This window comes from Polymorphobacter sp. (assembly GCF_048007885.1).
GTDB lineage: Bacteria > Pseudomonadota > Alphaproteobacteria > Sphingomonadales > Sphingomonadaceae > Sandarakinorhabdus.
The window spans coordinates 1,427,376-1,453,408 of record NZ_CP180346.1 but is presented as its reverse complement, the minus strand read 5'-3'; the positions used below and the strand labels follow the sequence as shown (position 1 = coordinate 1,453,408).

Annotated in this window: 22 protein-coding genes, 1 tRNA gene and 2 pseudogenes; 16 read left to right on the top strand and 9 right to left on the bottom strand. The window is 66.7% G+C overall.

All coding sequences use genetic code 11. From position 1 onward, the window contains the following. Positions 1–81 precede the first annotated feature (81 nt). Positions 82–1,611, bottom strand: coding sequence for an AarF/UbiB family protein (locus ACMVO5_RS06895; protein WP_416906791.1), 1,530 nt, complete (start codon positions 1,609–1,611; stop codon positions 82–84). A 254-nt stretch (positions 1,612–1,865) separates the two neighbouring features. Further along, positions 1,866–2,601: pseudogene (locus tag ACMVO5_RS06890) on the bottom strand (class I SAM-dependent methyltransferase). Positions 2,602–2,675: 74 nt separating this feature from the next. Here ACMVO5_RS06890 and mutM point away from each other — a divergent pair. The 6 genes and pseudogenes from mutM to ACMVO5_RS06860 all read left to right on the top strand — a co-directional run bounded on the left by mutM (position 2,676) and on the right by ACMVO5_RS06860 (position 8,275). Next, positions 2,676–3,491 carry a bifunctional DNA-formamidopyrimidine glycosylase/DNA-(apurinic or apyrimidinic site) lyase gene (gene mutM / locus ACMVO5_RS06885; RefSeq protein WP_416906790.1) on the top strand — a complete coding sequence of 272 codons (816 nt, stop codon included), beginning with the start codon at positions 2,676–2,678 and terminating at the stop codon, positions 3,489–3,491. Positions 3,492–3,592: 101 nt separating this feature from the next. Continuing rightward, a complete protein-coding gene (rpsT, locus tag ACMVO5_RS06880) occupies positions 3,593–3,862 on the top strand; it encodes a 30S ribosomal protein S20 (RefSeq protein ID WP_416906789.1) in 270 nt (89 codons plus the stop codon). Between the two features lie 788 nt (positions 3,863–4,650). After that, entirely contained in the window at positions 4,651–5,973 is a 1,323-nt protein-coding gene (dnaA, locus tag ACMVO5_RS06875; protein ID WP_416909323.1) for a chromosomal replication initiator protein DnaA, read from the top strand. A gap of 303 nt (positions 5,974–6,276) precedes the next feature. Next, positions 6,277–7,161: a DMT family transporter gene (locus tag ACMVO5_RS06870; RefSeq protein ID WP_416906788.1), complete on the top strand. Its 885-nt coding sequence runs from the start codon at positions 6,277–6,279 to the stop codon at positions 7,159–7,161. Positions 7,162–7,234: 73 nt separating this feature from the next. Continuing rightward, positions 7,235–8,014, top strand: a complete 780-nt coding sequence (locus ACMVO5_RS06865; RefSeq protein ID WP_416906787.1) for an SDR family NAD(P)-dependent oxidoreductase — start codon at positions 7,235–7,237, stop codon at positions 8,012–8,014. 77 nt (positions 8,015–8,091) lie between these two features. Next, positions 8,092–8,275 (top strand): annotated as a pseudogene (locus ACMVO5_RS06860) (YegP family protein). Between the two features lie 22 nt (positions 8,276–8,297). Here ACMVO5_RS06860 and ACMVO5_RS06855 read toward each other — a convergent pair. Next, complete coding sequence (locus ACMVO5_RS06855) at positions 8,298–8,582, bottom strand: 4a-hydroxytetrahydrobiopterin dehydratase (protein WP_416906786.1); 285 nt, start codon at positions 8,580–8,582, stop codon at positions 8,298–8,300. Between the two features lie 41 nt (positions 8,583–8,623). Here ACMVO5_RS06855 and ACMVO5_RS06850 point away from each other — a divergent pair, with 41 nt between their 5' ends. Next, positions 8,624–9,022 carry a metallopeptidase family protein gene (locus tag ACMVO5_RS06850; RefSeq protein ID WP_416906785.1) on the top strand — a complete coding sequence of 133 codons (399 nt, stop codon included), beginning with the start codon at positions 8,624–8,626 and terminating at the stop codon, positions 9,020–9,022. Between the two features lie 65 nt (positions 9,023–9,087). Here the strand turns inward: ACMVO5_RS06850 and ACMVO5_RS06845 are convergent. After that, a tRNA-Gly gene (locus ACMVO5_RS06845) sits at positions 9,088–9,161 on the bottom strand. A 118-nt stretch (positions 9,162–9,279) separates the two neighbouring features. Between ACMVO5_RS06845 and ACMVO5_RS06840 the strand changes: the two genes are divergently transcribed. The 3 genes from ACMVO5_RS06840 to ACMVO5_RS06830 are packed head-to-tail and all read left to right on the top strand — an operon-like array spanning position 9,280 to position 13,185. Further along, a complete protein-coding gene (locus tag ACMVO5_RS06840) occupies positions 9,280–11,652 on the top strand; it encodes a M1 family metallopeptidase (protein WP_416906784.1) in 2,373 nt (790 codons plus the stop codon). After that, entirely contained in the window at positions 11,649–12,122 is a 474-nt protein-coding gene (locus ACMVO5_RS06835) for a DUF6702 family protein (protein ID WP_416906783.1), read from the top strand. Before ACMVO5_RS06840 ends, ACMVO5_RS06835 begins: the two co-directional genes overlap by 4 nt. Positions 12,123–12,171: 49 nt before the next feature. Further along, positions 12,172–13,185, top strand: coding sequence for a potassium channel family protein (locus ACMVO5_RS06830; RefSeq protein WP_416906782.1), 1,014 nt, complete (start codon positions 12,172–12,174; stop codon positions 13,183–13,185). A 48-nt stretch (positions 13,186–13,233) separates the two neighbouring features. On the opposite strand, the gene ACMVO5_RS06825 is transcribed toward ACMVO5_RS06830, so the two are convergent. From ACMVO5_RS06825 to ACMVO5_RS06815, 3 genes are all read right to left on the bottom strand, one after another. Continuing rightward, positions 13,234–13,707, bottom strand: a complete 474-nt coding sequence (locus ACMVO5_RS06825) for a Rid family hydrolase (protein ID WP_416906781.1) — start codon at positions 13,705–13,707, stop codon at positions 13,234–13,236. A 105-nt stretch (positions 13,708–13,812) separates the two neighbouring features. Continuing rightward, entirely contained in the window at positions 13,813–16,548 is a 2,736-nt protein-coding gene (locus tag ACMVO5_RS06820; RefSeq protein ID WP_416906780.1) for a TonB-dependent receptor plug domain-containing protein, read from the bottom strand. Between the two features lie 267 nt (positions 16,549–16,815). Continuing rightward, positions 16,816–17,346, bottom strand: a complete 531-nt coding sequence (locus ACMVO5_RS06815) for a GNAT family N-acetyltransferase (RefSeq protein WP_416906779.1) — start codon at positions 17,344–17,346, stop codon at positions 16,816–16,818. A 90-nt stretch (positions 17,347–17,436) separates the two neighbouring features. Here ACMVO5_RS06815 and ACMVO5_RS06810 point away from each other — a divergent pair, with 90 nt between their 5' ends. The 6 genes from ACMVO5_RS06810 (at position 17,437) to ACMVO5_RS06785 (ending at position 24,470) form a co-directional block, all read left to right on the top strand. Further along, positions 17,437–17,916 carry a glutathione peroxidase gene (locus tag ACMVO5_RS06810; protein ID WP_416906778.1) on the top strand — a complete coding sequence of 160 codons (480 nt, stop codon included), beginning with the start codon at positions 17,437–17,439 and terminating at the stop codon, positions 17,914–17,916. Then, positions 17,916–19,253: an aspartate aminotransferase family protein gene (locus ACMVO5_RS06805; protein ID WP_416906777.1), complete on the top strand. Its 1,338-nt coding sequence runs from the start codon at positions 17,916–17,918 to the stop codon at positions 19,251–19,253. Before ACMVO5_RS06810 ends, ACMVO5_RS06805 begins: the two co-directional genes overlap by 1 nt. A gap of 103 nt (positions 19,254–19,356) precedes the next feature. Beyond that, complete coding sequence (locus tag ACMVO5_RS06800) at positions 19,357–21,072, top strand: ABC transporter transmembrane domain-containing protein (protein ID WP_416906776.1); 1,716 nt, start codon at positions 19,357–19,359, stop codon at positions 21,070–21,072. 81 nt (positions 21,073–21,153) lie between these two features. After that, a complete protein-coding gene (locus tag ACMVO5_RS06795; RefSeq protein ID WP_416906774.1) occupies positions 21,154–22,164 on the top strand; it encodes an efflux RND transporter periplasmic adaptor subunit in 1,011 nt (336 codons plus the stop codon). After that, on the top strand, positions 22,154–23,608 hold the full coding sequence (locus tag ACMVO5_RS06790) for a TolC family protein (RefSeq protein WP_416906773.1): 1,455 nt from the start codon (positions 22,154–22,156) through the stop codon (positions 23,606–23,608). Before ACMVO5_RS06795 ends, ACMVO5_RS06790 begins: the two co-directional genes overlap by 11 nt. After that, on the top strand, positions 23,559–24,470 hold the full coding sequence (locus tag ACMVO5_RS06785) for an alpha/beta hydrolase (RefSeq protein ID WP_416906772.1): 912 nt from the start codon (positions 23,559–23,561) through the stop codon (positions 24,468–24,470). The genes ACMVO5_RS06790 and ACMVO5_RS06785 overlap by 50 nt, the downstream gene beginning before the upstream one ends. Here the strand turns inward: ACMVO5_RS06785 and ACMVO5_RS06780 are convergent. Both ACMVO5_RS06780 and ACMVO5_RS06775 read right to left on the bottom strand, forming a co-directional pair. Further along, positions 24,451–25,224, bottom strand: coding sequence for an alpha/beta fold hydrolase (locus ACMVO5_RS06780; protein WP_416906771.1), 774 nt, complete (start codon positions 25,222–25,224; stop codon positions 24,451–24,453). The genes ACMVO5_RS06785 and ACMVO5_RS06780 overlap by 20 nt on opposite strands. After that, positions 25,224–25,997 carry an alpha/beta fold hydrolase gene (locus ACMVO5_RS06775; RefSeq protein ID WP_416906770.1) on the bottom strand — a complete coding sequence of 258 codons (774 nt, stop codon included), beginning with the start codon at positions 25,995–25,997 and terminating at the stop codon, positions 25,224–25,226. Before ACMVO5_RS06775 ends, ACMVO5_RS06780 begins: the two co-directional genes overlap by 1 nt. Positions 25,998–26,033 lie beyond the last annotated feature (36 nt).

Sequence of the window (26,033 nt, the reverse complement as noted above, 5' to 3'; positions counted from 1 at the left end):
TGCCCATGAATGGGGTCTGGGGCCTAAGGCCCCAGCCGCCGGAGGCCCTTCTGACCGCCGGAGGCCCTTTGCCCTAACCCATCACCCCAGCCAGTGCACAGCCCCCGCCCCGGCCGCCGCTGCCAGCAGCAGCCAAGGCGTTGACCAGCCCGGGCGGCGTTCGGGCAGCGGGGGCAGGCTGGCTTGCGGCGGGGCCGCACCCGGGATGGGGTTGGCGTCCACCCATTGGCGGAAGATGCGTGGCAGCTGGTTGAGGGCGTGGACGGTCTGGGCGATCTTGTCGGCGATGATGGCGTCGGGGCCAAGCTCGTCGCGCACCCAGTCGCGCACATAGGGCTCGGCCAGTTCCCACATGTTGACCGATGGGTCGATGGTCAGCGCCACGCCTTCGACCATCACCATGGTTTTCTGCAGCAGCAGCAGGTGCGGCTGCACCGGCATGTCGAAGCTGCGGGTGATGGCGAACAGCCCTTCGAGCAGGTCGGTGATGGCGATATCGGAGGCGCGCTGGCCGCGGATCGGCTCGCCCACCGCACGAAGTGCTGTGGCAAAGGCGCCGACATTGTGGTGCGGCGGCACATAGCCGGCCTCGAAATGGATCTCGGCGACGCGCTTGTAATTGCCGGTGATGAGGCCAAACAGGATCTCGGCCAGATACATGCGCGCGCGGCGGTTCATGCGCCCCATGATGCCGAAATCGATGACCGCAAGCCGCGCCTCATGGCCATCTCTGGGGGGAATCAGGAACAGATTGCCCTGGTGCAGATCGGCATGGAAAAAGCCCTGGCCGATCGACTGGCTGAGAAAACCGTCCACCAGCACGCGGGCCAGCTTGCGCCGGTCAAATTCGAGCGCCTCGATGGCGGCGGTGTCGGAAAGCTTGATGCCCTCGATCCAGTCGATCACCAGCACCCGCCGGCTGGACAGCGCCCAGTCGATGCCCGGCACCACGAAATCGGGCGTGCCCATCAGCGTTTCCGCCAGCTCCGACGCGCTCGCCGCCTCGCGGCGCAGGTCAAGCTCGGTCTCGGTCCAGCCCTTGAAGGTCGCAATTACCGCGCGCGGCCGCAGCCGGGCAAATTCGCCGCCCAGCGTCTCCAGATGCCGCGCGCCCCATTCATAGGTCGAAATCGCCCGCGCCAGCTCGGCCTCGATCCGCGGCCTCAGCACCTTGATCGCCACCTTGCGGCCCTCGGCCGTGACGCCGCGATGCACCTGCGCCATCGACGCCGCGCCCACCGCCTCCGGCTCGATCGTCTCGAACTTGGTCTGCCACGGCACGCCCAGCGCATCGTTCAGGCTCGCCTCGATCTCGGCAAAAGGCACCGGCGGCACCTTGTCCTGCAAGCGCATCAGATCAACGGCGGCCTCATGGCCAATCAGATCAGGCCGCGTCGCCAGCGCCTGGCCAAATTTGATCGCCGCCGGCCCCACCGCCGTCAGACCGCCAGCGAAATCCGGCTTGAGCGGCGCACCGGTCCCCAGCCGCGCAACCCAGGCAATCAAGCGCACCACAAACGGCAGCCTTGCCGCCTCAAACGGCCTGAGCGCCCCATGCCGTGCCAGCCGCCGGCCCCAGACCAGCATGCGCCAGAGATGGATGATGATCATCGTGGCTGGGCCGGGCTGGGAGAGGAAGGGCCTCCGGCGGCTGGGGCCTCAGGCCCCAGACCCCATTCATGGGCAGGGGACAAGGCGTCGAAGCGCAGCGCCCGCGCGAAGCGCAATCTATAGCCTGCGGCGCGCGCCGAACTCTCCATGCGCAGCCCAAAATAATGAACGGGGTCTGGGGCCTGAGGCCCCAGCCGCCGGAGGCCCTTCACCTCCCGCCGGAGGCTCCTTCCACTATAAGCAGCGCGCACGGGTCAGAGTTTCCAGCCGCTATGGACAGCGACCGCGCCGCCGAGGATCGGGCGATATTTCACGCGGGCGAAGCCGGCATTTTCGATCATGCGGGCGAATTCGGGCATGGGCGGGAAGCGGCGGATCGATTTCGACCAGATATTGGTAGGAGGCGCCGTCCTTGGCGACGATTTCGCCGATTCGGGGGACGAGTTTTTCTGAGTAGAGGTCATAGAGTTCGGCGAAGCCGGGCCAGGTGGTGGTGCTGAATTCGAGGCAGAAGAAGCGGCCGCCGTAGCGCAGCACGCGGTGCGCTTCCTTGAGGGCGGCGGGGATGTTGGTGACGTTCCGGATGCCGAAGGCGATGGTGTAGGCGTCGAAGCTCTGGTCGGGCAAGGAGAGGGTTTCGGCGTTTTCTTCGCGCCAGACGAGGCTGGTGATGCCGCGCGCGGCGGCGCGTTCCATGCCGACGTCGAGCATGGCGGGGTTGATGTCGGCGACGGTGATCTGCGCGCCTGAGGGTTCCATACGAAAGGCGATGTCGCCGGTGCCGCCGGCCATGTCGAGGATGGTCTCGCCGGCGCGCGGGCGCACGTCGCGCACGAAATCGTCTTTCCAAAGCCGGTGCGCGCCCGCTGACATCAGGTCGTTCATGATGTCGTAGCGCTTGGCCACCGAGGCGAAGACGGCGCCGACGCGGCGGGTCTTCTCTTCGGGGGCGACGTCTTGATAGCCGAAGCTAACGGTTTTCTCGCTCACATGCGTCTCCAGATCCTGGCTGCCTGTTAGCCCGGGCTTGGCGGTTGCGCAAACGCGGCATATGGCCTTCGCTCATGCCCGAGCTTCCCGAAGTCGAAACCGTGATGCGCGGCCTCAGCCCGGTGTGGCTGGGCCAGCGCTTTGCCCGTGTGGTGCTGGGGCGCGCCGATCTGCGCCGTCCGTTCCCGGCCGGGCTCGGCCAGCGGCTGACCGGCGCGCGGGTCATGGCCGTGGGGCGGCGGGCCAAATATGGGCTCGTAGAAACCGACCGGGGCGACACGCTGATCATCCATCTGGGCATGTCGGGGCGGATGCGGCTCGATCCCTCCGTGCCGATGAAGCATGATCATGTCGTCTTTGAAACCGACGCCGGGCGGGTGGTGGCGTTCAACGATGCCCGGCGCTTCGGCTCGCTCGATCTGGTGCCGACGGAGGAACTGTCCGCGCATCCGCTGCTCGCCGGGCTGGGGCCGGAGCCGCTGGGGCCGGATTTTAATGCCGATGTGCTGGCCGCCGTGCTGGCCGGGCGCACGGCGCCGGTGAAGGCGCTGCTGCTCGATCAGCGGCGGGTGGCGGGGCTGGGCAACATCTATGTCTGCGAGGCGCTCTACCGGGCCGGCATCGATCCGCGCCGGGCGAGCGGGCGCATCGGCGCGGGCCGTGTAGCGGCGCTGGCCGAGGCCGTGTGCGCCGTGCTCCATGAGGCGATCGCCGCGGGCGGCTCCAGCCTGCGCGACCATGCAGCGCCCGATGGCACGCTGGGCTATTTTCAGGCGGGCTTCCGCGTCTATGGCCGCGAGGGCGAGGCTTGCGGGGGCTGCGGCGCGCCGGTCAGGCGGCTGGTCCAGTCGGGCCGGTCGAGCTTTTTCTGTAGCCGTTGCCAGCGCTAGCGCGGCTTGACGGGCGGGCGCGGGCGGCGTAATGGCCCGGTCTTCGCTCGCCGGCCGTTCGCCTGCGGGACACGTTGTTTTTTGCACAAACGGGATCATTCATGGCCAACAAGCCTCAGGCTGAAAAGCGCATTCGCCGCAACGGTCGCCGCGCCGAGATCAACAAGGCGCGCGTCAGCCGCATCCGGACCTTCGTCAAGAAGGCCGAATCGACCATCGCTGGTGGTGACGCCGCGGCTGCAGCAGCAGCGCTGGCGGCCGCCCAGCCCGAGCTGATGCGCGGTGTCTCCAAGGGCGTGCTCCACAAGAATACGGTCGCCCGCAAGATGAGCCGCCTCGCCAAGCGCGTGAAGGCCCTCGAACAGGCCTGAGCCTGGCGCATTAACCAGCCGGCAAGTGATTTTGGAGCGGTGCACCTGCAGGGTTCGCCGCTTCTTTTCGTGTCTGACCATGATCAAACAGTGAGTTCGCGCGGCTGCGCCGCCGATTCGTGCCAGCGCCGCGCCGGATCAGCGTCCCCGCGCGCCTGCAAACGTAAATCTTACATTTTCAATATCATTCGCCTCGGTGGTTGTGACAGCGAGTCTCAGCGAATCGGAGGCTTTGATGACAGTTTCTAACGCACTGAAAATAATGTTTTTTTGGTCGCTGCCTTGCCTGGCTTGTCATGGAAGCGTCATGTCAGTGTCACGAAAAATCAGCGAGTTGCGGCGGCCTTGGCGCAATTCCGCCAATCTCCGTGTCAAGGCTGATTATTCGGCCCGGATGCAAAACTGATGCTTGCGAAGCCCGGCGCATACGGCTTTATTCACGACATGGACGGGATATGCGTTGCCGCTCTCGGCGGCGCCCCGGCCAACAATCTGACCGTTCGATTCTGAACGTGGCTTTGTACCGCGAGGGCCTATTCTTGCCCCGTGCCAGAACCAGGGAAGGGCGTGTGGTCAGGCGTGGCGGGGCTGAAACTGCGCCATGAAACGACAAGACCAGCGGCCGTCAGGCCAGGGGCGAGGGGAGGCGAGACAGGGTGGCGAGTTCGGCAATTTCAGCATCGGCGACCGCCCTTTCGACCGCGACCCTCCCGGCGCCCGCAGGCAGCAACTTTCAGACTGGCGAGCCCGTCTCCGATTCGGCGCTCTGGGATCAGGTCCGCGCCCAGCTGCGCGCCGATGTCGGCGCGCGCAATTTCGAAACCTGGCTCGCGCCGCTCAGCTTCCTCGGCCGCGAGGGCAGCGACATCCATCTCTCGGCCCCGTCCGCCTTTCTGGCTGACTGGGTTGCGACCAATTTCGGCGACCGGCTGCGGCTGCACTTCGCCCGGCTGCGCCCCGGCGTGCGTGATGTCTGCCTGCGCGTCGCCACGTCAGTTGCCGACGCCCCGCTGCAGAAGACGGACAGCGGTTCGGCCCCTGCTCTTGTGCCCGCCGCGTCCGGCAGCGCCGCCGTCCCGGGCCTCAGCCTGCCCCTCGAGCCGCGCTACAGCTTCGAGAATTTCGTCGTCGGCAAGTCGAACGAGCTGGCCTACAACGCCGCACTCGCCGTCGCCGCCGAAGGTGCGCCGGGCTTCAACCCGCTGTTTCTCCACAGCACCACCGGGCTCGGCAAGACGCATCTGATGCACGCCATCGGCAATGCCTATCTGGCCCGCCACCCCGGCGCGCGCGTTGCCTATATGTCGGCCGAAAAGTTCATGGTCGAATTCCTCGCCGCCCTGCGCGCCAAGGAGGGCCTCGCCTTCAAGCTCAAGCTGCGCTCGGTCGATCTGCTGATGATCGACGATGTCCAGTTCATCGCCGGCAAGGAATCGACGCAGGAAGAATTCTTCCACACGATGAACGAAATCATCTCGGCCGGAAAGCGCCTCGTCATCAGCGCCGACCGCTCGCCGCAAAACCTCGAAGGCATCGAACAGCGCATCCTCAGCCGCATGGCCTGGGGCCTCGTCGCCGACATCAACGCGGCCGACTATGAGCTGCGCCTCAACATCCTCCACGCCAAGATGGCTGCCATGCCGAACAAGGTGGTGGTGCCCGACGACGTGCTCGAATTCCTCGCCCGCAAGATCACCGCCAACGTCCGCGAGCTCGAAGGCGCGCTCAACCGCATCACCGCCTATGCCGCGCTCGTCGATGCCCCCGTCACCCAGGATTTCGCCCGCGAACGCCTCGCCGACCTGCTGCGTGCACACGAACGCAAGCTCACCATCGACGAAATCCAGCGCAAGGTCGCCGAACATTACAAGCTCCGCCTCGCCGACCTGCTCTCGGCCCGCCGCGCCCGCGATGTCGCCCGCCCCCGCCAGGTCGCCATGTACCTCGCCAAGAAACTCACGCCGCGCTCGCTGCCCGAAATCGGCCGGCGCTTCGGCGGCCGCGACCACACCACCGTCATGCACGCCGTCAAGCGCATCGAAGCACTGCGCACCACCGACCGCGAAATCGACGCCGACGTGCTGCTGCTGACCCGCTTGCTGGATAGCTGAGGGGCGGGCCTCCGGCGGCAGTTAAAGGGCCTCCGGCGGCTGGGGCCTCAGGCCCCAGACCCCATTCATGGAACCGCCCAAAAATCTCCGTCGCCCCGGGCTCGACCCGGGGCCTGAGCGTCTCCCGTCCCCCCAAGCCCAGCGCCGCAGGCCATAAAGCGCATCCCGCGCAGGCGCTCCCCTCGCAAATCTTGTCCCAACCCAACAAATGGGGTCTGGGGCCTGAGGCCCCAGCCGCCGGAGGCCCTTCACTGCCCGCCGGAGGCCCTTAACTTCCCGCCCCAAGCAGGATAGGCCGCAGAGGTGCAGCGTTATTTCGCATCCTTGCCGCAGAGCAGCCGGGCGGTTGTCTGGATCATTGTGTCCAGCAGCGCCTTTGCGACCATGTGGGTGCTCATTCGCTATGCCTCGCGTGAGATGCATGCCTTTGAGATCGTGTTCTTTCGCAACATTTTCGGCACGCTGGCGCTGGTGCCGATGCTGCTGGGTTCGCCGGGGCTCTTGAAGACCTCGCGCATGGGGGTTCATCTGCGGCGCGGCCTGTCGGGCTTTGTGGCGACGGTGGCGACCTTTTATGCCGTCGCCCATGCCCCGTTGGCGACCGCGCTCAGCATCAATTACACCGCGCCCCTGTTCACCACGCTGGGGGCGGTGCTGTTTCTGGGCGAGCGCATCCGGGCGCGCCGGGTGGTGGCGCTGGGGGCGGGGTTTATGGGCATGTTGATGGTCTTGCGGCCCGGCGTGATGCCGATGACGGCGGGGGTGAGTGCGGCGATGGTGTCGGCGGTGTTCACGGCCGTCTCGCTGGTCACGGTCAGAAGCCTGGTCGGCACCGAGGACAGCCGCGCAGTGGCGGCGTGGAGCTTCATTCTGATCACCCCGCCGAGCCTGGTGCTGGCGGCCTTTGTCTGGACCTGGCCGTCAGCCTTGGGCTGGCTGATTGCGGTGATGATCGGCGGCGCTGCGGCGGTGGGTCAGCTCGGCATGGCGCGCGCCTTTCAGCTGGCCGAGGCCTCGGCGGTGCTGCCCTATGATTTCGTCCGCTTCGGCATGATCAGCGCGGCCGGCATCCTGTTGTTCGGGGAGCGGCTCGATGGCTGGACGCTGGCTGGCGGCGCGGTGATTCTGGGGTCGAGCATCTATATCGCCGTGCGCGAGGCCCAGCTGGCGCGGAGCGGGCGCGCCTGACGCCCTCTTTTCTGGGGGTTGCCCGAAGCGCGCGCGCGGCTAGGACTGGAGCAGACCAGACGGGAGACGAGCGATGAAATTGCAGGGGTGTAGCGCAGTGGTGACCGGCGGCGCGTCGGGGCTGGGCGAGGCGACGGCGCGGGCGCTGGCGGCAGAGGGCGTCAAGGTGGCGATCTTCGACCTGAACGAGGAGAAAGGCGAGAAGGTCGCTGCCGAGATCGGCGGCGTCTTCTGCAAGGTCAATGTCACCGACGATGCCTCGGTCGATGCCGGCTTTGAAAAGGCCCGCGCTGCCCATGGGCAGGAGCGTATCCTGATCAACTGTGCGGGCACCGGCAACGCCGCCAAGACCGCCAGCCGCTCACGCGAAACGGGCGAGATCCGCCACTTCCCGCTCGATGCCTTCAACATGATCATCCAGATCAACCTTGTCGGCACCTTCCGCTGCATCGCCAAATCGGCGGCCGGCATGCTGACGCTTGACCCGATGGACGACGGCGAGCGCGGCGCCATCGTCAACACCGCCAGCGTCGCGGCCGAAGACGGCCAGATGGGCCAGGCCGCCTATTCCGCCTCCAAGGGCGGCGTCGTCGGCATGACCCTGCCGATCGCGCGCGACCTGATGAGCGAGGGCATCCGCGTCAACTGCATCCTGCCCGGCATCTTCAACACGCCGCTGATGAACGCCGCCCCGCAAAATGTGAAGGACGCGCTCGCCGCCTCGGTGCCCTTTCCCAAGCGTCTCGGCGATCCGGCGGAATATGCCAGCCTTGCGCTGGAGATGTGCCGCAACTCCTATTTCAACGGCGAGGACGTGCGCATCGACGGCGCCATCCGCATGGCCCCGCGCTGAGGCTCTGGCGTACGGGCGATTGACAGGGCCTGCCGGCAGCGGCCAGATAGTCAGGCCAACAGACGGGGAGATGCGACGTGGCGCACAAGTTCGAAATCTACAAGGACAAGGCCGGCGAGTTCCGGGTCCGCTTCAGCTACAACAGCGAAGTGATGTTCTCGACCCAGGGCTATGCCTCCAAGGCCTCGGCGGTGAACGCCATCGAGTTCGATCAAGAAGAACGGGCCCGGCGCGCCGACCGTCGACAACAGCGACGCCTGAGCCACGCGCGGCGCGCTGGGCCTTATCGGCCCAGCGCGTCGATCGCCTCAGCCAGCGCGAAATCGCGCGCCGACAATCCGCCCGCATCATGGGTGGTCAGCCGGATATGCACCCGGTTGTAAACGTTCGACCATTCGGGATGATGGTCGGCCTTCTCCGCCAGCAGCGCCACCGAGGCCATGAAGCCAAAGGCCTGCACGAAATCCCCCAGCTTCCAGTCCTTCTCGATGCCGTCGCCCTTGCGCGTCCAGCCGGTCAGCCGCGCCAGCTCGGCTGCAATCTCGTCCTCGTCCAGTTTCCTGATCATCATCCCTCGCTTTGCGCGCCGGCATTGGCTAGGTCTCGGCCATGGCAACCATGGCACCCTCCCTCGATGACATTGAGCGAATCGCCCGGCAAGCCATGATCCGCCTGCCCGAGCCGTTCCGCGCCCATCTGGGCAGCATCGTGCTGCGCATCGACGACTTTCCCGACGAAGAGACGCTGCGCGAGATGCAATGCGAAAGCGAATGGGAACTGCTGGGCCTCTATATGGGCCGCCACGTCGGCATGAAAGGCGATGTGCCCACAGGCGCCATGCCCGACATGATCTTCCTCTACCGCCAGCCGCTGCTGGCCGAATGGTGCGTCGGCGACAACAGCCTCGAAGCGCTGGTCACCCACGTCCTCATCCACGAAGTCGGCCACCACTTCGGCCTGAGCGACGAAGACATGGACGCCATCGAAGCCGCCGCCGGCGACGATTGAGGGGCCTCCGGCGGCCCTTAACGCTCGCCAGAGGCTCAAAAGCCCGAAAATGACAGACGCGGCGCTGGAGCGGGCAGCGGGAATCGAACCCGCACGAGCAGCATGGGAAGCTGCCAGGCTACCACTACATCATGCCCGCGGTGCCGAACAGCTCAATACGGCCTTGTCCGGCGCGGCGTCAAGCGAGCGCCCGGCTTGCGCTGGCGGGGGGGTGCTGGCAATGAGACAGGGTTACAGTTTGAAGACGGAGCGTGGGTGTGCGGACGGTGATGATGGCGGTGGCTGCACTGTGGCTGGGCGGGGCGGCGGCGGCGCAGCCGATTGTGCAGACCAAGGGCAGTTTCGTTGACAAGTTCCGCCAGCTTGAGGGCGAGGACTGGCCGACGCCGACCGATTATCGCAACGCCGCTGGCGCGCCGGGGCACCGCTATTGGCAGCAGCAGGTGGATTACCGCATTGACGCGACGCTCGATGAGGCCAAGCGCAGCATCAGCGCGCGCGAGAGCGTGACCTACAAGAACAATTCGCCCGATGCGCTGCGCTATCTCTGGCTGCAGATGGACCAGAACCGCTTCCGCCGCGATTCGCTCGCCGAGCTGAGCGAGACGGTGGGCGACACCGCCAGCATTTCGGTCACCGGCGTGCGCCGCGCCAAGCGTTATCAGGCGTGGGAAGGCGGCTATAACGATCTGACCGTCACCGATGCGAACGGCCAGCCGCTGCCCTACAAGGTGGTCAATTCGCTGATGCGCATCGATCTGCCGGCGCCGCTGGCCTCGGGCGCGACGGTCAGCTTCAGCATCGGCTGGTCCTATCCCATGATCGAGACCCGCGTCATCGGCGGCCGCTCGGGCTATGAATGTTTCACCAAGCCGGGTGACGACGGCAATTGCATCTTCCTCGGCGCCCAATGGTTCCCGCGTCTGGCTGTCTATTCGGATTATGAGGGCTGGCACAACAAGGCCTTTCTGGGCGACGGCGAGTTCACCCTTGAGTTCGGCGATTATGAGGTGAGCCTCACCGTGCCGGCCGACCATGTCGTGGCGGCGACCGGCGAGCTGCAGAATCCGGAGATTTTGAGCGCGGCGCAGCGCGCCCGGCTGGCCGAGGCGCGCGATGCCAAGACGCCGGTCTATATCGTCACCCCGGCCGAGGCGGCCGCGGCTGAAAAGGGCCGCGCGCGCGGCTCGCGGACCTGGCGCTTCAAGGCCAGCAATGTCCGCGATTTCGCCTTTGGCACGTCGCGCAAGTTCATCTGGGATGCGATGGGCGTGCCTCAGGATGCACCCGAAAACCCGCTGGTGATGGCGATGAGCTTCTTCCCCAAGGAAGCCCGGCCGCTCTGGGACGCCTATTCCACCAAGGCGATCGCCCACACCATCGACGTCTATTCCAGCTTCAGCTTCCCCTATCCCTATCCCACCGCCCAGTCGGTCAACGGGCCTGTGGGCGGCATGGAATATCCGATGATCACCTTCAATGGCCCGCGCCCGGTGAAGGACAGGAAGACCGGCCAGCTGACCTATACCGAGCGCGCCAAATATGGCCTGATCGGCGTCGTCATCCACGAGATCGGTCACATTTATTTCCCCATGTCGGTCAATTCCGACGAGCGGCAATGGACCTGGATGGACGAGGGCATCAACACCTTCCTCCAGTTTCAGGCCGAACGGCTGTGGGACAAGGATTATCCGGCCCGACGCGGCGAGCCGAAGGACATTGTCGACTATATGGTCAGCCGAGATCAGGTGCCGCTGATGACCCAGTCGGATTCGCTCCTGCAGTTCGGCAACAACGGCTATGCCAAGCCCGCCACGGCGCTCACCGTGCTGCGCGAGACGGTGATGGGCCGCGAGCTGTTCGACCCCGCGTTCAAGGAATATGCCAATCGCTGGCGCTTCAAGCGGCCCACGCCTTATGATTTCTTCCGCACCATGGAAGAGTCATCGGGCATCGATCTCGACTGGTTCTGGCGCGGCTGGTTCTACTCGACCGACCATGTCGACATCAGCCTCGACAAGGTGGTCAAGGCCCGGCTCGACACCCGCAACCCAGAGGTCGAGGAGCCCTACAAAAAGGCCCAGGCCAGCCGCGAGCCCGCCTCGCTCACCGCCAGCCGCAACACGCAGAAGACGGTGGTCGAGCGCGATCCGTCGACCCGCGACTATTATGACAGCCTCGACGAATATGAGCCGACGGTGAAAGCCAAAAAGGCCTATGCCAAGGCGCTGGAAGACATGGACCCCGAGGAGCGCGAGGCACTCGCCGTCACCGACAATTTCTACCACCTGAGCTTCCGCAACATCGGCGGGCTGGTCATGCCCATCCCGCTCAAGCTCGACTATTCGGACGGCAGCTCGGAGACGCTGCAGATCCCCGCTGAAGTCTGGCGCCGCAACCCGCGCGCCGTCACCTGGCAGCTGGTCACGCCAAAGACGCTCGTCTCGGCCGAAGTCGACCCGATGTGGGAAATCGCCGACGCCAACCGCGACAACAATCATTATCCGCGCCGCATCGAGCCGGCCACGCTCAAGGTGAAGAGCTTCCCGCCTGCGGCCAACCGGATGAAGGACATGGAGCGCCAGGTCTCGCCTGACAGCCTGACGACCCGGCCCGCGCCCGAAAAATGAGGGCGCTCCTCGCCGGCCTGCTGCTGCTGCTCGCTGCGCCCGCGGCGGCGCACAGCGGCCATGCCTCGCTGTCGGTGGTCTGGATCGACGCGCAGGGCGGCGTCACCGTCACCCACAGCTTCGCCGCGCATGACGTTGAGCCTGCGCTCGTCGCCATCGCGCCCGAGGCCCAGCCCAGCCTTGATGACGCGCAAGCGCTTGCCGCCTTCAAGGACTATGTCGCGCGCCGCTTCACCGTCGAAGGCGCGCGCCTCACGCTCCAGTCGCTCGACATGGCCGGCGATGATGTGACCATGGTCTTCACCGGCACCATGACGCCAACCCCCGCCATCACCGTGCGCGGCGCGCTGTTCGGCGAGACCTGGTCCGACCATAATAGCCAGGTCAACATCCGCCAGGGCGGCATCACCCGCACGCTCTGGTTCATGCCCGGCGACGGCGCCAAGACGGTGCGTTTCGACCCCGAGTAGCGTTCCAAAGCCCCCTAGCACTTTCATGTGCGCGCGCTAGACAGGGCGCATGGCGCTTTCGATCATCCGCACCAGCAAGGAATCGGCGTGGCGCGCGCTCGGTTTCCGGGTGGCTCTGGTGCTCGGCCTTGTCTCCATCGCGGTGGCGGGTCACTGGTTTGGCCGCGCCGGGCTGAAAGACGGGCTCGACGGCGACATCAGCTTCACCGATGTGCTCTATTTCACCATGATCACCGTGGCCACGGTCGGCTTCGGCGATATCGTGCCGGTGTCGGAAGGCCAGCGGCTGTTCGCCACCTTCGTCGTCACCCCGATCCGGCTGTTCGTCTGGCTGATCTTCGTCGGCTCGGCCTATGATTTTCTCTTCAAGGGCGTCTGGGAAAGGTTCCGCATGAGCAGGATACAGGACGAACTGCACAATCACATCATCGTCGCCGGCCACGGCGAGAGCGGTTCCGAGGCCGTGGCCGAGCTGCTGCGCCGCGGCACCCCGGCCGAGCAGCTTCTCGTCATCGAGCCGGGGGCCGCCGCGCGCACCCGCGCCGCCGAGCTGGGCGTCAACGTGATGGACGCTGACGCCACCCGCAACGCCGCCCTGCAGGCCGCCAAGCTGGCCCGCGCGCGCGGCCTCATCGTCGCCACAGGCCGTGATGACACCTCGATCCTCGTGACGCTGACCGCGCGCGGCCTAGCCCCCCATGTGCCGATCCGCACCGTCATCAAGAACACCGACAATGAGCCGCTGGCCCGCACCGCCGGGGCCGACACGGTGATCAATCCCGCCAGCTTCGCCGGGCTGCTGCTGGCCGGCGCCACCCAGGGGCCGCACATGGCCGAATATCTGGCCGATCTCGCCGCCACCGATGGCCGGGTCAGCCTGTGCGAGCGCGGCGTCGCCTCGCACGAGGTCGGCAAGCCGCTGTCGGCCATCACCACCGGGCTGGGCGTGCGCGTCTACCGTGAAGGCAAGCCGATCGGCTTTTGGGAATCCGCCTGCGAGGTGCTTCAGGCCGGGGACATCATCGTCGAGATCGTCCCCGTGGGCGCTGAAGCGCGCCCATGAAAAAGGGGCCGGGCGTGCGCCGCCCGGCCCCTTCTCAAACACCGTCGCTTATTTGGCGGCGATAACGGTGATCTCGACCAGACCCCAGGGCGCCGCCAGCCCGGCGATCTGCATCGTCGTGCGCGTCACCGTGGTCGGGTTCTCGGTGGTGTTGAAAAACTCGGCAAAACCCGCGTTGAAGCCGGCAAAGTCCATCTTGCCGTTGCCGCCTTCGGGCGCCACCAGATAGGCGTCCATGCGCACAATGTCCTTCATCTCATAGCCCTGCGCCGCCAGCAGGCCCTTGATCTTGGTCAGCGTGCTGATCGTCTGGGCCTTGGTGTCGCCATAGTCGGTGCCGCCCGGCGTCAGCGGCGAACCCAGATTGCCCGACAGAAACAGGATGTCGGCATTTGCGCTGACCTTGGCGCCGGTCAGGATGCGCCCGCCGGGCGTGCCGATCTTCTCGACATTCTGCGCCGAAGCGGCGGCGGGAATGGCAGCGAGCGCAAGCGCGGCCAGGGCAGTCATCATGGTCTTCATGGGCGTTTCCTTCTCAGGGTGGTGAACGGGACGGTCGTGAAACAAGTCGGGCGGCAGGATAACCCTGCCGCCCGGTTGTGCAAGCCGCGATGCGGATGAAAGTCCTTAGAACTTCACCTGCGCACGGACATACCAGAAGCCACCCATGTAACCGAGCGGCGAGCTGTCGGCATAGCCGTTGCCGTTCGCCTGGCCCCCCGTCGACGGGAAGACGTTGCGCGTCTCCCGCTCGGGGTAGCGGTCGAACAGGTTTTCCACACCGATGGCGAAGCGATGCCGCTCGGCAAACGTCACGCCGATTTCAGCGTCAAAGCTCCAGTCGGACCGGAAGGTCTTGGGCCAGGCGCCGTCCACATCGAGATAGATCTCGCGGAACGCCACCGGGTCCACCCCGGCCGGGATGCCCTGCACTTCGTTGAATGTGGTGTAGTTGCCGAAGTAGTTCACCCGGCCCGTGAAGTCGAACATCCCATTGGTATAGGTTTCCGACAGCACAGCCCGCCAGCGCGGCAGCGACCGCTCGATGTTGCCCCGGCGCACCGCGTCGATCAGCTCACGACCATCGGGCGTCAGCTTCGTCTCGAGCACCTTGGTGTCATTGTAGTTGACCGCAAGGCTGGTGTTGAAGTTGCCGATATCGGTGTCGGCCCGGTGCGTCACCACAAGGTCAACACCCTGGGTGCGGGTCTTGAAGCCGTTGGTGAAGTAACGGACACGACCAAGATCGAAGGCCCCGGGCACGCCGAGCGCATCGAGCTGGGTCTGTTCGTCAAGCGTCGGGATGAACAGCCCGGTGATGCCGATACGGTCACGCACGGTGATGTTGTAATAGTCCAGCGTGACGTTGAAGCCGCTGCCCGGCGTCAGCACGAGACCGCCCGAGAAGCTGACCGACTTTTCCGGCGTCAGCGGCTCGGCGCCGAAGAACTGCGCCGTGATGCTGGCCGGCTGCGCCGTGGCAATGGCCACCGGGGTCGGGCTGCCACCGGGGAAGCCGGTGGTCACGTTCTGGGTGAACTGCTGACCCGGTGTCGGTGCGCGGAAGCCCGTCGAGGCCGCACCGCGGAAGGCGATGGTGTCGTTCGGGGCAAAGCGCGCGCTGATCTTGCCGTTGAAGGTGCTGCCAAAGTCGTTGAAGTAATCGTAGCGGGCCGCAACCCCGATATCGAAGCCATCAACCGGCGTGGCTTCCACATCGGCATAGATGGAGTAGCTGTTGCGACCCCCTTCAACAACCGAGTCCGGACCAAAGCCGACAAAGCCGTTGGAGCCGATGCCCTGCGTCTGCCGGCGCGGCGTGCCGTTCGAATTGAACAGCTGCACCGCATTGCCCATCGCATCCAGCTCGGCGAGGAACTGGTTGGCGAACGGCCCGATGTCCCACGACGCCCGGTCACCCAGACCGGTTTCGAAGACTTCGCGGCGGAACTCGAGACCACCGGCGAGGAACAGCGGCTTGGCCATGCCCGCTTCAACTTCATAGGAGAAGTCGGCGTTGAGGTTGGTCTCGGTCTGCACGAACTTGCCGAGGTAGAAGTTGGTCGGGCTGTCCGGGCCGAAGGACGGGTTCACGGTTTCGTCCATGAAGTAGCGGATCAGGTTCCGCCCATAGGCCGCCGAGAAATCGAACGTCATGCCAAAGCCGGTTTCGCCCTTGTAGCCAACCACCGCCGACATGTCCTCGTTGGTGCCCTCGAAGAAGGGCACGAAGCCGTTCGGGAAGGTTTCGCTCACCTCATAGGTGTCACCATTGATGTCAAACAGCGGTGTGCCGTCGGCGGTGATGCCGATCTGGTCGAGATAGGCGGTCGGCACCGACTTGCCGAAGCTGAACGCCCCACGCAGCGGCGGGCTGTCTTCCGCCGGCACCGTGACACCGAACGGGCGACGAATGTTGAAGTCGTTGCCCTGGCGCTGCCAGCCATAGTTACCGAAGAAATAGACAGCATCGCCGTCGCCAACCGGAAGCTCCGAGTTCCAGACCACGCGGTAGGCGCGGTTTTCAGGCTGGCCGCGACGGTTGCCGGTCGGCCACTTCGGGGTGACGCCGCCGGCGATCAAGCCCGGAATTTCCGGCCGCACGAACGAACGGTCCCAGACCTTCTGGTCGATGAATTCGCCGGTCAGGTTGAAGAAGCCGCCGTCGCCCAGCTTGAAGCCGGCATTGGCGCTCACCTGAAGGTCTTCACCGTCGCCCTGATAGGTCTGGCCGTAACGGGCGTTGACCGTATAGCCGCTGTCGGCCCGATTGAGGCCGATGTTGATGACGCCGGCGATGGCGTCCGAGCCATATTGCGCGGCGGCACCGTCACGCAGCACTTCGACCCGGCCGATGGAGGGCGCGGAGATCTGCGAAAGGTCAGCACCCTGCGAGCCGGCCGACAGCGCGCCGCCGGCCACGGCGACGAGCGCGGTGCGGTGCATGCGCTTGCCGTTGATGAGAACGAGAATCTGATCCGGCGGAAGGCCGCGAAGGTTCGGCGGACGGACAAAGGCCGAAGCGTCGCCGAGCGCGTTGCGGTTCTGGTTGAACGAAGGAACGAGGTTCTTCAGGATCGTCTGCAGCTGCGGCGACGCCTGCACCTTGATGTCATTGGCGCTGAACACATCGATCGGCACCGGGCTTTCGGCAACGGTGCGGTCGGTCCGGCGGGTGCCGGTCACGACGATGGTTGCAGCCGCGTCTTCCGCCGTCTGCGCCGTGGTGGTGGCAGGCTGGTCGTCGGCCGCATCCGCGGCCATGGCGGGCAGCGCCAGGAAGCTGGCCGCCGCAATGGCGACAAGCGACGAGCCACGCCAAAGCGCGCGCCCCGCTGCCGGATGATTGGATGATTGGTTCATGCTCTGGCCCCTCATTCAAAAGCAAAGGTCATGCATTGACGGAGCACCGCGCTCCGCCAACCACACATCTCGCGCCCACCACATAGGCGGCAAACGCTCGATCTCGTTTCCAGTCCCCAATGTCAGATTGCGGGGGCACTCTCCCGGCGCCCATGCACACAACTGATGGCGCCATTACTTCGCCAAACGGAAACATTTACAAGTGGGCATTTGCGCCGCACCGGCATAACGCCGCGATTGTGACAAAACCGCAACACTTGCGCAGGCTCAGGCCAATGGCTTGTTCATCGGCACGAAGCGCACCGGCGTGCCGCCCAGATCGAGCGTCACGGCCGCGTCCGCCACATAGCCGCGCCGCGCATAAAAGGGCTGCCCCGGCAGCGTCGCCATCAGCGCGGTGCGGCGAAAGCCCGCAGCGCGCGCGGCCGTCTCGCAAGCCGCCAGCAGCGCATCGCCCACCCCTTGCCGGGCGAAACCGGGCGCCACAAAAAACGCCCGGATGCGCGCGGCGTCCACCGCCGGGTCAAGCAGGCCCGAAGCGCGCCCGGCATAACGGTCCGAGCCAAACAGCGTCGCCCGCCGGCTCCAGCCGCCGCATCCGGCCAGCGAATCGCCCCGCATCGCCACCAGATAGCTGCCGTCCGCCACCAGCTCGCTGTCCACGCCAAAGACATGGGCAATCGCCGCCTCGGTCTCGGCCGGCGTATAATAAGGCGGGCCGAGCGCGCGCGCCGAGGCCGCAATCAGCGCTTCCAGCGCCGGCACATCCTCGGGCAGGGCAGGGCGTATCAGTGTCATCACCGTCTCATCTGGCAGGCGAAACCGACATTGGCGACAGCGCGCGCCTTGTGGCAATGTGAAAAAATTCAGCCCTAGGAGCCCCCCTTCATGACCGACCTCTCCCGCCACAAGCTCAAGACCATCGATGGCCGCGACACCAGCCTTGCCGAATGGGCAGGCAAGGTGCTGCTCATCGTCAACACCGCGTCCAAATGCGGCTTCACCCCCCAATATGCCGGCCTTGAGGCGCTCCACAAAAAATATCATGACAAGGGCTTCGCCGTGCTCGGCTTCCCCTGCAACCAGTTCGGCGCGCAGGAGCCGGGCGACGAGGCCGAGATCGCCAATTTCTGTTCGACCAAGTTCGATGTCGATTTCCCCATGTTCGCCAAGGTCGAGGTCAATGGCGCCAGCGCCCACCCGCTCTGGAAAGACCTGAAAAAAGCCGCTCCCGGCCTGCTCGGCTCGGAGGCGATCAAGTGGAACTTCACCAAATTCCTCGTCGGCCGTGACGGTCAGGTGATCGAGCGCTTCGCCCCCACCGTCACCCCTGAATCGCTCGACGCGCGCATCGCCGGCCTGCTCTGATGCGCCCCGGCATCAATCGCGGCACCAACAGCGTGGGTGACGCCTTCTGGATGCCGTTCACCGACAATCGCTATTTCAAGGCGAACCCGCGCCTGCTCGCCCGCGCCGAGGGGATGCATTACTGGACACCCGATGGCCGCCAGCTGCTCGATGGCACCGCCGGCCTGTGGTGCGTCAACGCCGGCCATGGCCGCACCCGCATCGTCGAGGCCATCCAGGCCCAGGCGGCCGCGCTTGATTTCGCCCCCACCTTCCAGCTCGGCCACCCGCTCGCCTTCGAAGCGGCCGAGCGCGTCGCCGCGCTGATGCCCGAGGGCCTGAACCGCATCTTCTTCGCCAATTCCGGCTCGGAAGCCGTCGATACCGCGCTCAAGATCGCGCTTGCCGTGCAGCGCGCGCGCGGCCAGGGCAGCCGCACCCGCCTCATCGGCCGCGAGCGCGGCTATCATGGCACCGGCTTCGGCGGCCTGTCGGTGGGCGGCATCATGCCCAACCGGCGCGCCTTCGGCCCCGGCCTGCCCGGCGTCGATCATCTGCCCCACACCCATGACCTCGTCCGCAACGCCTTTTCGCGCGGCCAGCCCGTCCACGGCGCCGAGCGGGCCGACGCGCTCGAAGCGCTGGTCCAGCTGCACGGGGCTGACACCATCGCCGCCGTCATCGTCGAGCCGCTGGCCGGCTCCACCGGCGTGCTGGTGCCGCCTGTCGGCTATCTCCAGCGGCTGCGCGAGATCTGCACCCGCCACGGCATCCTGCTCATCTTCGATGAAGTCATCACCGGCTTTGGCCGGCTGGGGGCCGCCACCGCGTCGCAAGCGTTCGGTGTCACTCCCGACATGATCTGCCTCGCCAAGGGCATCACCAACGGCGCCGTGCCGATGGGCGCGGTCGCCTGCCACCAGTCGCTCCACGACACGCTGATCGACGCGCCCGGCGACGCGCCCGGCATCGAACTGTTCCACGGCTATACCTATAGCGCCCATCCGCTCGCCTGCGCCGCCAGCCTCGCCACGCTCGATGTCTATGAAGAGGACGGCCTGTTCGCCCGCGCCGCCAGCCTCGCCGCGCACTGGGAGGAGGCCGTGCACCGCCTCGCCGGCGCGCCCCATGTCATCGATGTGCGCAACATGGGCCTTGTCGCCGGCATCGAGATCGCGCCCGATCCGAACGCGCCGGGCGCGCGCGGCCAGGCGCTGTTCCGCGCGCTGTTCGATTCCGGTCTGCTCGCCCGCGCCACCGCCGACATCCTCGCCCTGTCGCCGCCGCTCATCGTCAGTTCAGAACAGATCGACGAGATGGTCGCCCATGTCGCCAAGGCACTTGAGGCGATGAAATAATGTCTTGTCGCACCTCTTGCGAATGCGTTGCAATGGCCCCATCTGCTGCAACTGCGAAACCCTTCAACCGTTCGGGACGATGATGGCAGGACCTGGCGCGCCAATGATGACGTTACGGGAAGTCTGGTCCTGGGTGGGCCCGATCCTCGGTCCCGAGCGCAAGTTCTTCTGGCTGGTCATCATCTACGGGCTGGGCATCAGCCTCTTGACGCTCGCCACCCCGGTCTCGGTGCAGGTGCTGATCAACTCGGTCGCCAACACCGCGCTCCCCGTGCCGCTGTTCACCCTGTCGCTGGTGCTGTTCGCGCTGCTCGCGCTGTCGGGCCTGCTCGCCGTTCTGCGCAATCACCTGATGGAGCTTTACCGCCGCCGCTTCGGCGCCCGCCTCATCGCCGACATGACGCTGCGCGCCATCAACGCCGCCAATCCCGATTTTGCCGACAGCCAGCGCATCTCGCTGTTCAACCGCTATTTCGAGCTGGTCTCGGTGCAGAAGGCCATCCCCACGCTGCTCATCGGCGCCTTTGCGCTGGTGCTGCAGGCGCTGGTCGGCTTCATCGTCACCAGCTTCTATCACCCGGTGTTCCTCGCCTTCAACGTCATCACCATCCTCGCCGTCGTGCTGGTGTTCTGGATCTGGAGCAAGGGCGCCATGCTCACCTCGATGGAGCTGAGCCACAAGAAATATGCCGCCTCCGAATGGCTTGAGAGCGTCGGCGCGTCCGATGGCTTCTACAAGTCCGCCGATCACCGCGGCTATGCCATCCGCCGCTCGGAAGAGGCCACCGCCCGCTATGTCAAGGCGCACGCCCGCCATTATGGCTACACCCTGCCGCAGACCATCGCGCTCTATCTCATCTATGCCGCCGCCTCGGCCGGGCTGCTGGCGCTCGGCGGCTGGCTGGTCATCCAGCAGCAGCTCTCCATCGGCCAGCTGGTCGCCGCCGAGCTGATCCTCTCGGGCGTCTTCCTCGGCATCGCCCAGCTCTCCACCTATCTCGACGATTTCTACAAGCTCGTCGCCAGCATCGAGGAGCTGGCGCTGCTCTACAGCATCCCGCAGGAAAGCCGCGCCACCGGCAAGTTCGGCCGCCCCGGCGCAAGCTCGCGCCTGCTGGCCGACGAACGCGCCCAGGTCCAGGCCGGTGATCTCGGCTTTGCCCGCCTCACCACCACGCTGCCGCAGGGCAGCTGCCAGCTTGATTTCACCGTGCCCGCCGGCAGCCGGCTCATCGCGCAGGGCGTACCGGGCATGGAGCGGCGCATCGCCAACCTCCTCAAGCGCCAGATCGCGCCCGAAAGCGGCATGGTCACGCTGGGTGATGTCAACATCGCCTCGCTCGACATGATGGTGCTCCGCAGCGAGGTCACCGTGCTCGACCGCACCAACATCGTCGAAACCACGGTCGAGGAATATCTCCGCCTCGCCGCCGCCGATGCCGGGGCCGGGGAGCTGCTGGCCGCGCTCCGCCTCGTCGGCCTTGAAGACCGGGTCTCGATGCTGCCCGATGGCCTGCAGACCACGCTCAGCTTCACCGGCTATCCGCTGTCGGTCGCCAAGACCATGCAGATGAAGCTCGCCGCCGCCGTGCTCGCGCCGCCGCATGTGCTGGTGCTGTCGCCGCTGTTCGATGCCGTGCCGGTGCGCTGGCTCAAACAGGTGTTCGAATATTTCGAAGGGACACAGACGACCGTGATCTATTTCAGCAACCGCCCCGAGGCGCTCGATATCGGTCGCTATCTCTGGATCGGCCGCGACCGGCAGGAGATCGTCACCGGCTGGGCCGCCTTCGACGCGCTGCGCGCGAGCGAGCGCTGACATGGCCGAGGTTCTCCCCCCGATGCGCTGCGCCCCGATCCGCAAGCCTTCCGCACGCTCGCCTCGATCAAGCCGCCGCGCGTGGTCCGCGCCTTTGGCTATATGGTCGGCATCGGCATCCTGCTCATCATCCTGTTCGCCGCCTTCACGCCCTGGGTGCAGACCGCGCCCGGCACCGGCACCGTCATCGCGCTCGACCCGCGTGACCGCCAGACCAACATCACCGCCATGGTGCCCGGCCGCCTGTCGGAATGGTATGTGACCGACGGCGATGTCGTCGCCGCCGGCGATCCCATCGCCCGCGTCGTCGATATCGACCCGCAGCTTCTCGAACGCCTCGAAGCCGAAAAGCGCCAGAAGATCGCCGAAAACGACGCCACCCGCGCCGCCATGGCCACCGCCCAGCTCGATGTGCGCCGCACCCGCCAGCTTTTCGAAGAAGGGCTGGCCGCGCGCCGTGACTATGAGCAGGCGCTCATCAAGGTCGCCGACTACAAGGCCAAGCTCGCCGCCGGCGAGGCCGAGATCAACAAGATCGACATCAACATCCAGCGCCAGTCGCTGCAGCTCGTCACCGCCCCGCGCGATGGCCGCATCATGCGGGTCTCGGCCATCGACACCTCGACCATGGTCAAGTCCGGCGATGTGCTCGCCACCTTCGTCCCCGAACAGACCGAGCGCGTCGTCGAGCTGTTCGTCGATGGCCGCGACGTGCCGCTCATTCATCCGGGCCGCCGTGTCCGCCTCGAATTCGAAGGCTGGCCCGCCATCCAGTTCTCCGGCTGGCCCTCGGTCGCGCAGGGCCTGTTCGACGGCGTCGTCAAGGCCATCGACGTGCAGGCCTCGCCCAATGGCCTGTTCCGCGTCCTCGTCACCGAAGCGCCCGACCGTGCGCCATGGCCGGGCGAGCCGCAGGTCCGCCTCGGCTCGGCGGTGCGCGGCTGGGTGCTGATGGACACGGTCAAGCTCTGGTTCGAATGGTGGCGGCTCCTCAACGACTTCCCGCTGCAATTCACGCCCGGCAGCGCCGCCGCCAATGGCGCGAATGGCAGCGGCAACGGCAGCGCCGAAAAGGGTGGCAATGCGGCCTGAGCTGCTCGCGGCCGCCGCCCTGTTGCTGATGCCCTCCGCGCTCGCGGCGCAGCAGGTCGCGCCGCTGCCCGCGCCGGTCACGGCCCCTGTTCCCGCCAGATCCGGCCCGCTCAGCCTTGATGAAGTGCTCGCCTCGTCGCGCTTTCATGCCCCCCAGGTGCTCGAAGCGCTGGCCCGGGTGCGCGGCGCCGAAGGCCGGGTGCTCAGCGCCCAGGGCGCCTTTGACACGGTCTTCTCGGCCGACGTCACCTCGCGCCTCACCGGCTTTTATGATGGCCAGATTGCCGATGCCATGGTGATGAAGCCGCTCACCGAAAATGGCGGCTATGCCTATGGCGGCTACCGCATCTCGGCCGGCGACTTCCCCACCTATGAGGATCAGAATTTCACCAATCAGGCCGGCGAATTCCGCGCCGGCGCCGTCTTCGCGCTGATGCGTGACCGCGCCATCGACAGCCGCCGCTTCGCCCGCAGCTTTGCCGAAGCCGATGTCGCCATCGCCGAGGCCGACCAGCTGATGGTCGCCATCGGCGTCCAGCGCCAGGCGCTCGCCGCCTACAACAATTGGGTCGCCGCCGGCCGCCGCCTCGAAGTCTATCGCGGTCTGCTCGAGCTTGCCGAAGCGCGCCAGGCCGGCTTCAAGCGCCAGATCGAGGAGGGCGCCCAGCCGCGCATCCTGCTCACCGAAAACGAGCAAAATATCCTCCGCCGCCAGACGCTGGTCGTCCAGTCCGAGCAGATGCTCGCCCAAGCCGCCGTCGCGCTCTCGCTCTTCTACCGCGATGAAGCCGGCAACCCGATCACCGCTGACGCCGCCCGCCTGCCGCCCGGCCTGCCGCCGGTCATCGAGCCGAGCAAGTCCGGCATGGACCCGGCCGCCATCGCGTCCGCACGCCCTGATGTGCGCCTGCTCGATGTCCGCATCCGCCAGTCGAGCGCGCGGCTCGCGCTTGACCGCAACAATTTCCTGCCCAAGTTCGATTTCAAGGTCGAGGCCAGCCGCGATATCGGCGCGGTCGGGCAGGGCGGTCTCTCGCGGGAGGGCACCGAGGGCAAGGTCGGCTTCACCTTCACCGTCCCCCTTGAGCGCCGGGCCGCGCGCGGCGGCCTCGCGCAAACGCAAGCCGACATCGAAGCCGTCAAGCAACGCCGCCGCTTCCTTGAAGACCGGATCAACGCCGAAGTCAGCCAGCTCCTCGTCGCCGTCGAGGCCACCGGCCGGCTGCGCCGCATCGCCGAAGACGAGCAGGACCGGGCGCTGACCATGGCTGCGGCCGAACGCCGCCGCTTCGCCGCTGGCGCGTCCGACTTTTTTCTGGTCAACGTCCGCGAGGAAGCCGCGGCTGATGCGCAGGTCCGTGCGCTCGATGCCGCCATCAGACAAGTGAGCGCCAATGCCGAACTCGCCGCCGTCACCGCCGATCTCGATGCGCTCGGCCTCTAGCCTCTCGCGCCGCGCGCTGCTCGCCGCCAGCGCCAGCGCCGCGCTTGCCGGCTGCACCAGCCTCGACGCGCTGAACGGCCTCAACGCCGTCACCCCGGGAGACGGGGACACCGAACAGCGCGCCGTCGACATCTTCTTCGGCGAGGGTCCGCGCCAGGCGCTCGACATCTACGGCCCCAAGGACAGCCCCGGCCCGCTGCCGGTCATCGTCTTCTTCTACGGCGGCAGCTGGGCGTCCGGCCGGCGGCAGGATTATGGCTTTGCCGCCCGAGCCCTCGCCGCGCGCGGTTTCGTCGTCGTCGTCCCCGATTACCGGCTGGTCCCGGCCTATGCCTTCCCCAGCTTCGTCGAAGACGGGGCCAGTGCGGTCGCCTGGACCGCCGCCAACATCGCCAACCACGGCGGTGACCCGGCGCGCATCAGCGTCATGGGCCATAGCGCCGGCGGCTATATCGCGCTCATGCTGGCGCTCGATCCGCAGTGGATGGGTCAAGACAACCCCATCACCGCCGCCGTCGGCATCGCCGGCCCCTATGATTTCTATCCCTTCGTCCCCGGCGGCGCCGCCGATCAGGCGTTCGGCCATGTCCTTGATCCCGCCAGCACCCAGCCGATCACCTTCGCCGGGCCAGCCAAGCCGCGCGTGCTGCTGCTGCAGGGCGAGGATGATGACACGGTCGGCCCGCACAACGCCCGCAACCTCAAGGCCGCCCTCACCGCCGCCGGCTCACGCGCCGAGGCGATCTTCTATCCCGGCCTCGGCCATATCGGCATCCTGCTCGCGCTCTCCAAGCCGTTTCGCGGCAAGGCCAAGGTGCTCGAAGACGCGACCCGCTTTCTGCTTAGCGAAGAAACTCGCTGACCACTCGCGCCCAGCCCTCGGGCTGTTCATCGACAATGTCATGCGTGCCGCCCTCAAGTGCGGCAAAGCCCCAGTCCGGCCGCATCGCCTGCGCCCGCTTCGAGGCCTCGAACAGATCCTCGCCGCTGTTGGAAAAAATCAGCGTCGGCGCCGAAATCACCTTCAGGTCTGCGGCCAGATCATGCGCAAACACCGGCTCGAAGAGCCAGAAATAGCGCGCCGGATTGGCCAGCATCGTCGCCAGATGGCGGTGCATGGCGCCCAGATCGGTCCAGCCCGGCGTTGCAGCAAGCCGCTGGTTCCACGCATCCACCAGATGCCCGCCGTCCGCGCGCGGCACCAAAGGCGCAAAGCGGAAGGTGCGAAAATGCGCCCGCTCCTCGTCGGTCAGAAGCGGCACCCCGTTCAGGATCAGCCGGTCCACCCGCTCCGGGTGGCGCGCGGCAAAGGCCGCCGCAATCGCCGCCCCGGTGTGATGGCCCAGCAGATGCACCCGCGCCAGCCCCATCCCATCCAGCACACCCGCCAGCGCATCGGCATGGTCGTTGATGCTGGCCGGCGCGGGCGGCGCATCAGACGCGCCAAAGCCCGGCGTGTCGGGCGCAATCACCCGGAAATTCTGCGCCAGCAAGGGCAGGGCCGGGGCAAATTGCCGGCCCGACAATGGAGACTGGTGCAGCAGCACCAGCGCCGGGCCGTCGCCCGACTCCTCAACATGCACCTGCCCCCAGCGGCCCTCGACATAGCGGCGCATCAGCCAATCTCCCCTGCAAAGGCGATGATCTGCGCCGCATAATCCGCCACGCCCTCATCCAGATGAACGGGACACGGCCCGTCAAACACATGCCAGCGCGCCTCAGGCCGCAGCGCCCGCGCCGTCTCAAGGCTCGCCGCCAGCGAATCCCCGCGCGCGCCGAGCAGCAGCAGCGGGCAGCCGATCGCCGCCAGCGCCGCCGCGCCGTCAAAGCCGGCCAGCACGGGCGCGGAACTGACGAAATCCGTCTCCAGATAATCGATCATCACCGGCCAGAGCCGCTCGGGCGTCACCGCCAGCCCATATTCCCTGAGGAGCGCCGCCGCCCGGTCATGAACCAGCGTATGCACATCGCCGTCCGCCGCCGGCCGCGCTGGCATCGCTGCCAAGGCTGCGCGCAGCTCCGGCGTCAGAAACGGCACCCCGTCCAAGATTGCCCCGCGCACCAACTCGGCCCGCCGCGCTGCCAGCGTCGCCGCCACCGCCGCGCTCAAATGCCCGCCCAAAACCAGCCCCGGTCGCGGCATCACATCAGCCACCGCATCCGCCCAATCAGCCATCGTCCACGGCGCGCCGCGCGCATCCGACCGGCCATAGCCCGGCAGGTCAGGCGCCAGCACATGAAAACGCCCCGCCAGATGGGCTGCCAGCGGCGCAAACATCCGGCCCGAAAGCGGTGTCCAGTGCAGCAGGACGATGAGCGGCGCCGCCGGGTCTCCCCAGCACCGCACATGCACCTGCCCGGCGCGCGTATCGACATAGGCCTTTTGCATCGCCGCCATCCTGCCACCCGCCCGCCCGCCGCCCGC

Bases quoted from the DNA above. Each gene is read 5' to 3' on its own strand.
- ACMVO5_RS06785 (WP_416906772.1), top strand. From the start codon at position 23,559: ATGCCGAACTCGCCGCCGTCACCGCCGATCTCGATGCGCTCGGCCTCT.
- ACMVO5_RS06820 (WP_416906780.1), bottom strand. From the start codon at position 16,548: ATGAACCAATCATCCAATCATCCGGCAGCGGGGCGCGCGCTTTGGCGT.
- ACMVO5_RS06825 (WP_416906781.1), bottom strand. From the start codon at position 13,707: ATGAAGACCATGATGACTGCCCTGGCCGCGCTTGCGCTCGCTGCCATT.
- ACMVO5_RS06800 (WP_416906776.1), top strand. From the start codon at position 19,357: ATGATGACGTTACGGGAAGTCTGGTCCTGGGTGGGCCCGATCCTCGGT.
- rpsT (WP_416906789.1), top strand. From the start codon at position 3,593: ATGGCCAACAAGCCTCAGGCTGAAAAGCGCATTCGCCGCAACGGTCGC.
- ACMVO5_RS06835 (WP_416906783.1), top strand. From the start codon at position 11,649: ATGAGGGCGCTCCTCGCCGGCCTGCTGCTGCTGCTCGCTGCGCCCGCG.
- ACMVO5_RS06865 (WP_416906787.1), top strand. From the start codon at position 7,235: ATGAAATTGCAGGGGTGTAGCGCAGTGGTGACCGGCGGCGCGTCGGGG.
- ACMVO5_RS06780 (WP_416906771.1), bottom strand. From the start codon at position 25,224: ATGCGCCGCTATGTCGAGGGCCGCTGGGGGCAGGTGCATGTTGAGGAG.
- mutM (WP_416906790.1), top strand. From the start codon at position 2,676: ATGCCCGAGCTTCCCGAAGTCGAAACCGTGATGCGCGGCCTCAGCCCG.
- ACMVO5_RS06895 (WP_416906791.1), bottom strand. From the start codon at position 1,611: ATGATCATCATCCATCTCTGGCGCATGCTGGTCTGGGGCCGGCGGCTG.
- ACMVO5_RS06790 (WP_416906773.1), top strand. From the start codon at position 22,154: ATGCGGCCTGAGCTGCTCGCGGCCGCCGCCCTGTTGCTGATGCCCTCC.
- ACMVO5_RS06810 (WP_416906778.1), top strand. From the start codon at position 17,437: ATGACCGACCTCTCCCGCCACAAGCTCAAGACCATCGATGGCCGCGAC.
- ACMVO5_RS06850 (WP_416906785.1), top strand. From the start codon at position 8,624: ATGGCAACCATGGCACCCTCCCTCGATGACATTGAGCGAATCGCCCGG.
- ACMVO5_RS06830 (WP_416906782.1), top strand. From the start codon at position 12,172: ATGGCGCTTTCGATCATCCGCACCAGCAAGGAATCGGCGTGGCGCGCG.
- ACMVO5_RS06775 (WP_416906770.1), bottom strand. From the start codon at position 25,997: ATGCAAAAGGCCTATGTCGATACGCGCGCCGGGCAGGTGCATGTGCGG.
- ACMVO5_RS06855 (WP_416906786.1), bottom strand. From the start codon at position 8,582: ATGATCAGGAAACTGGACGAGGACGAGATTGCAGCCGAGCTGGCGCGG.
- ACMVO5_RS06805 (WP_416906777.1), top strand. From the start codon at position 17,916: ATGCGCCCCGGCATCAATCGCGGCACCAACAGCGTGGGTGACGCCTTC.
- ACMVO5_RS06815 (WP_416906779.1), bottom strand. From the start codon at position 17,346: ATGACACTGATACGCCCTGCCCTGCCCGAGGATGTGCCGGCGCTGGAA.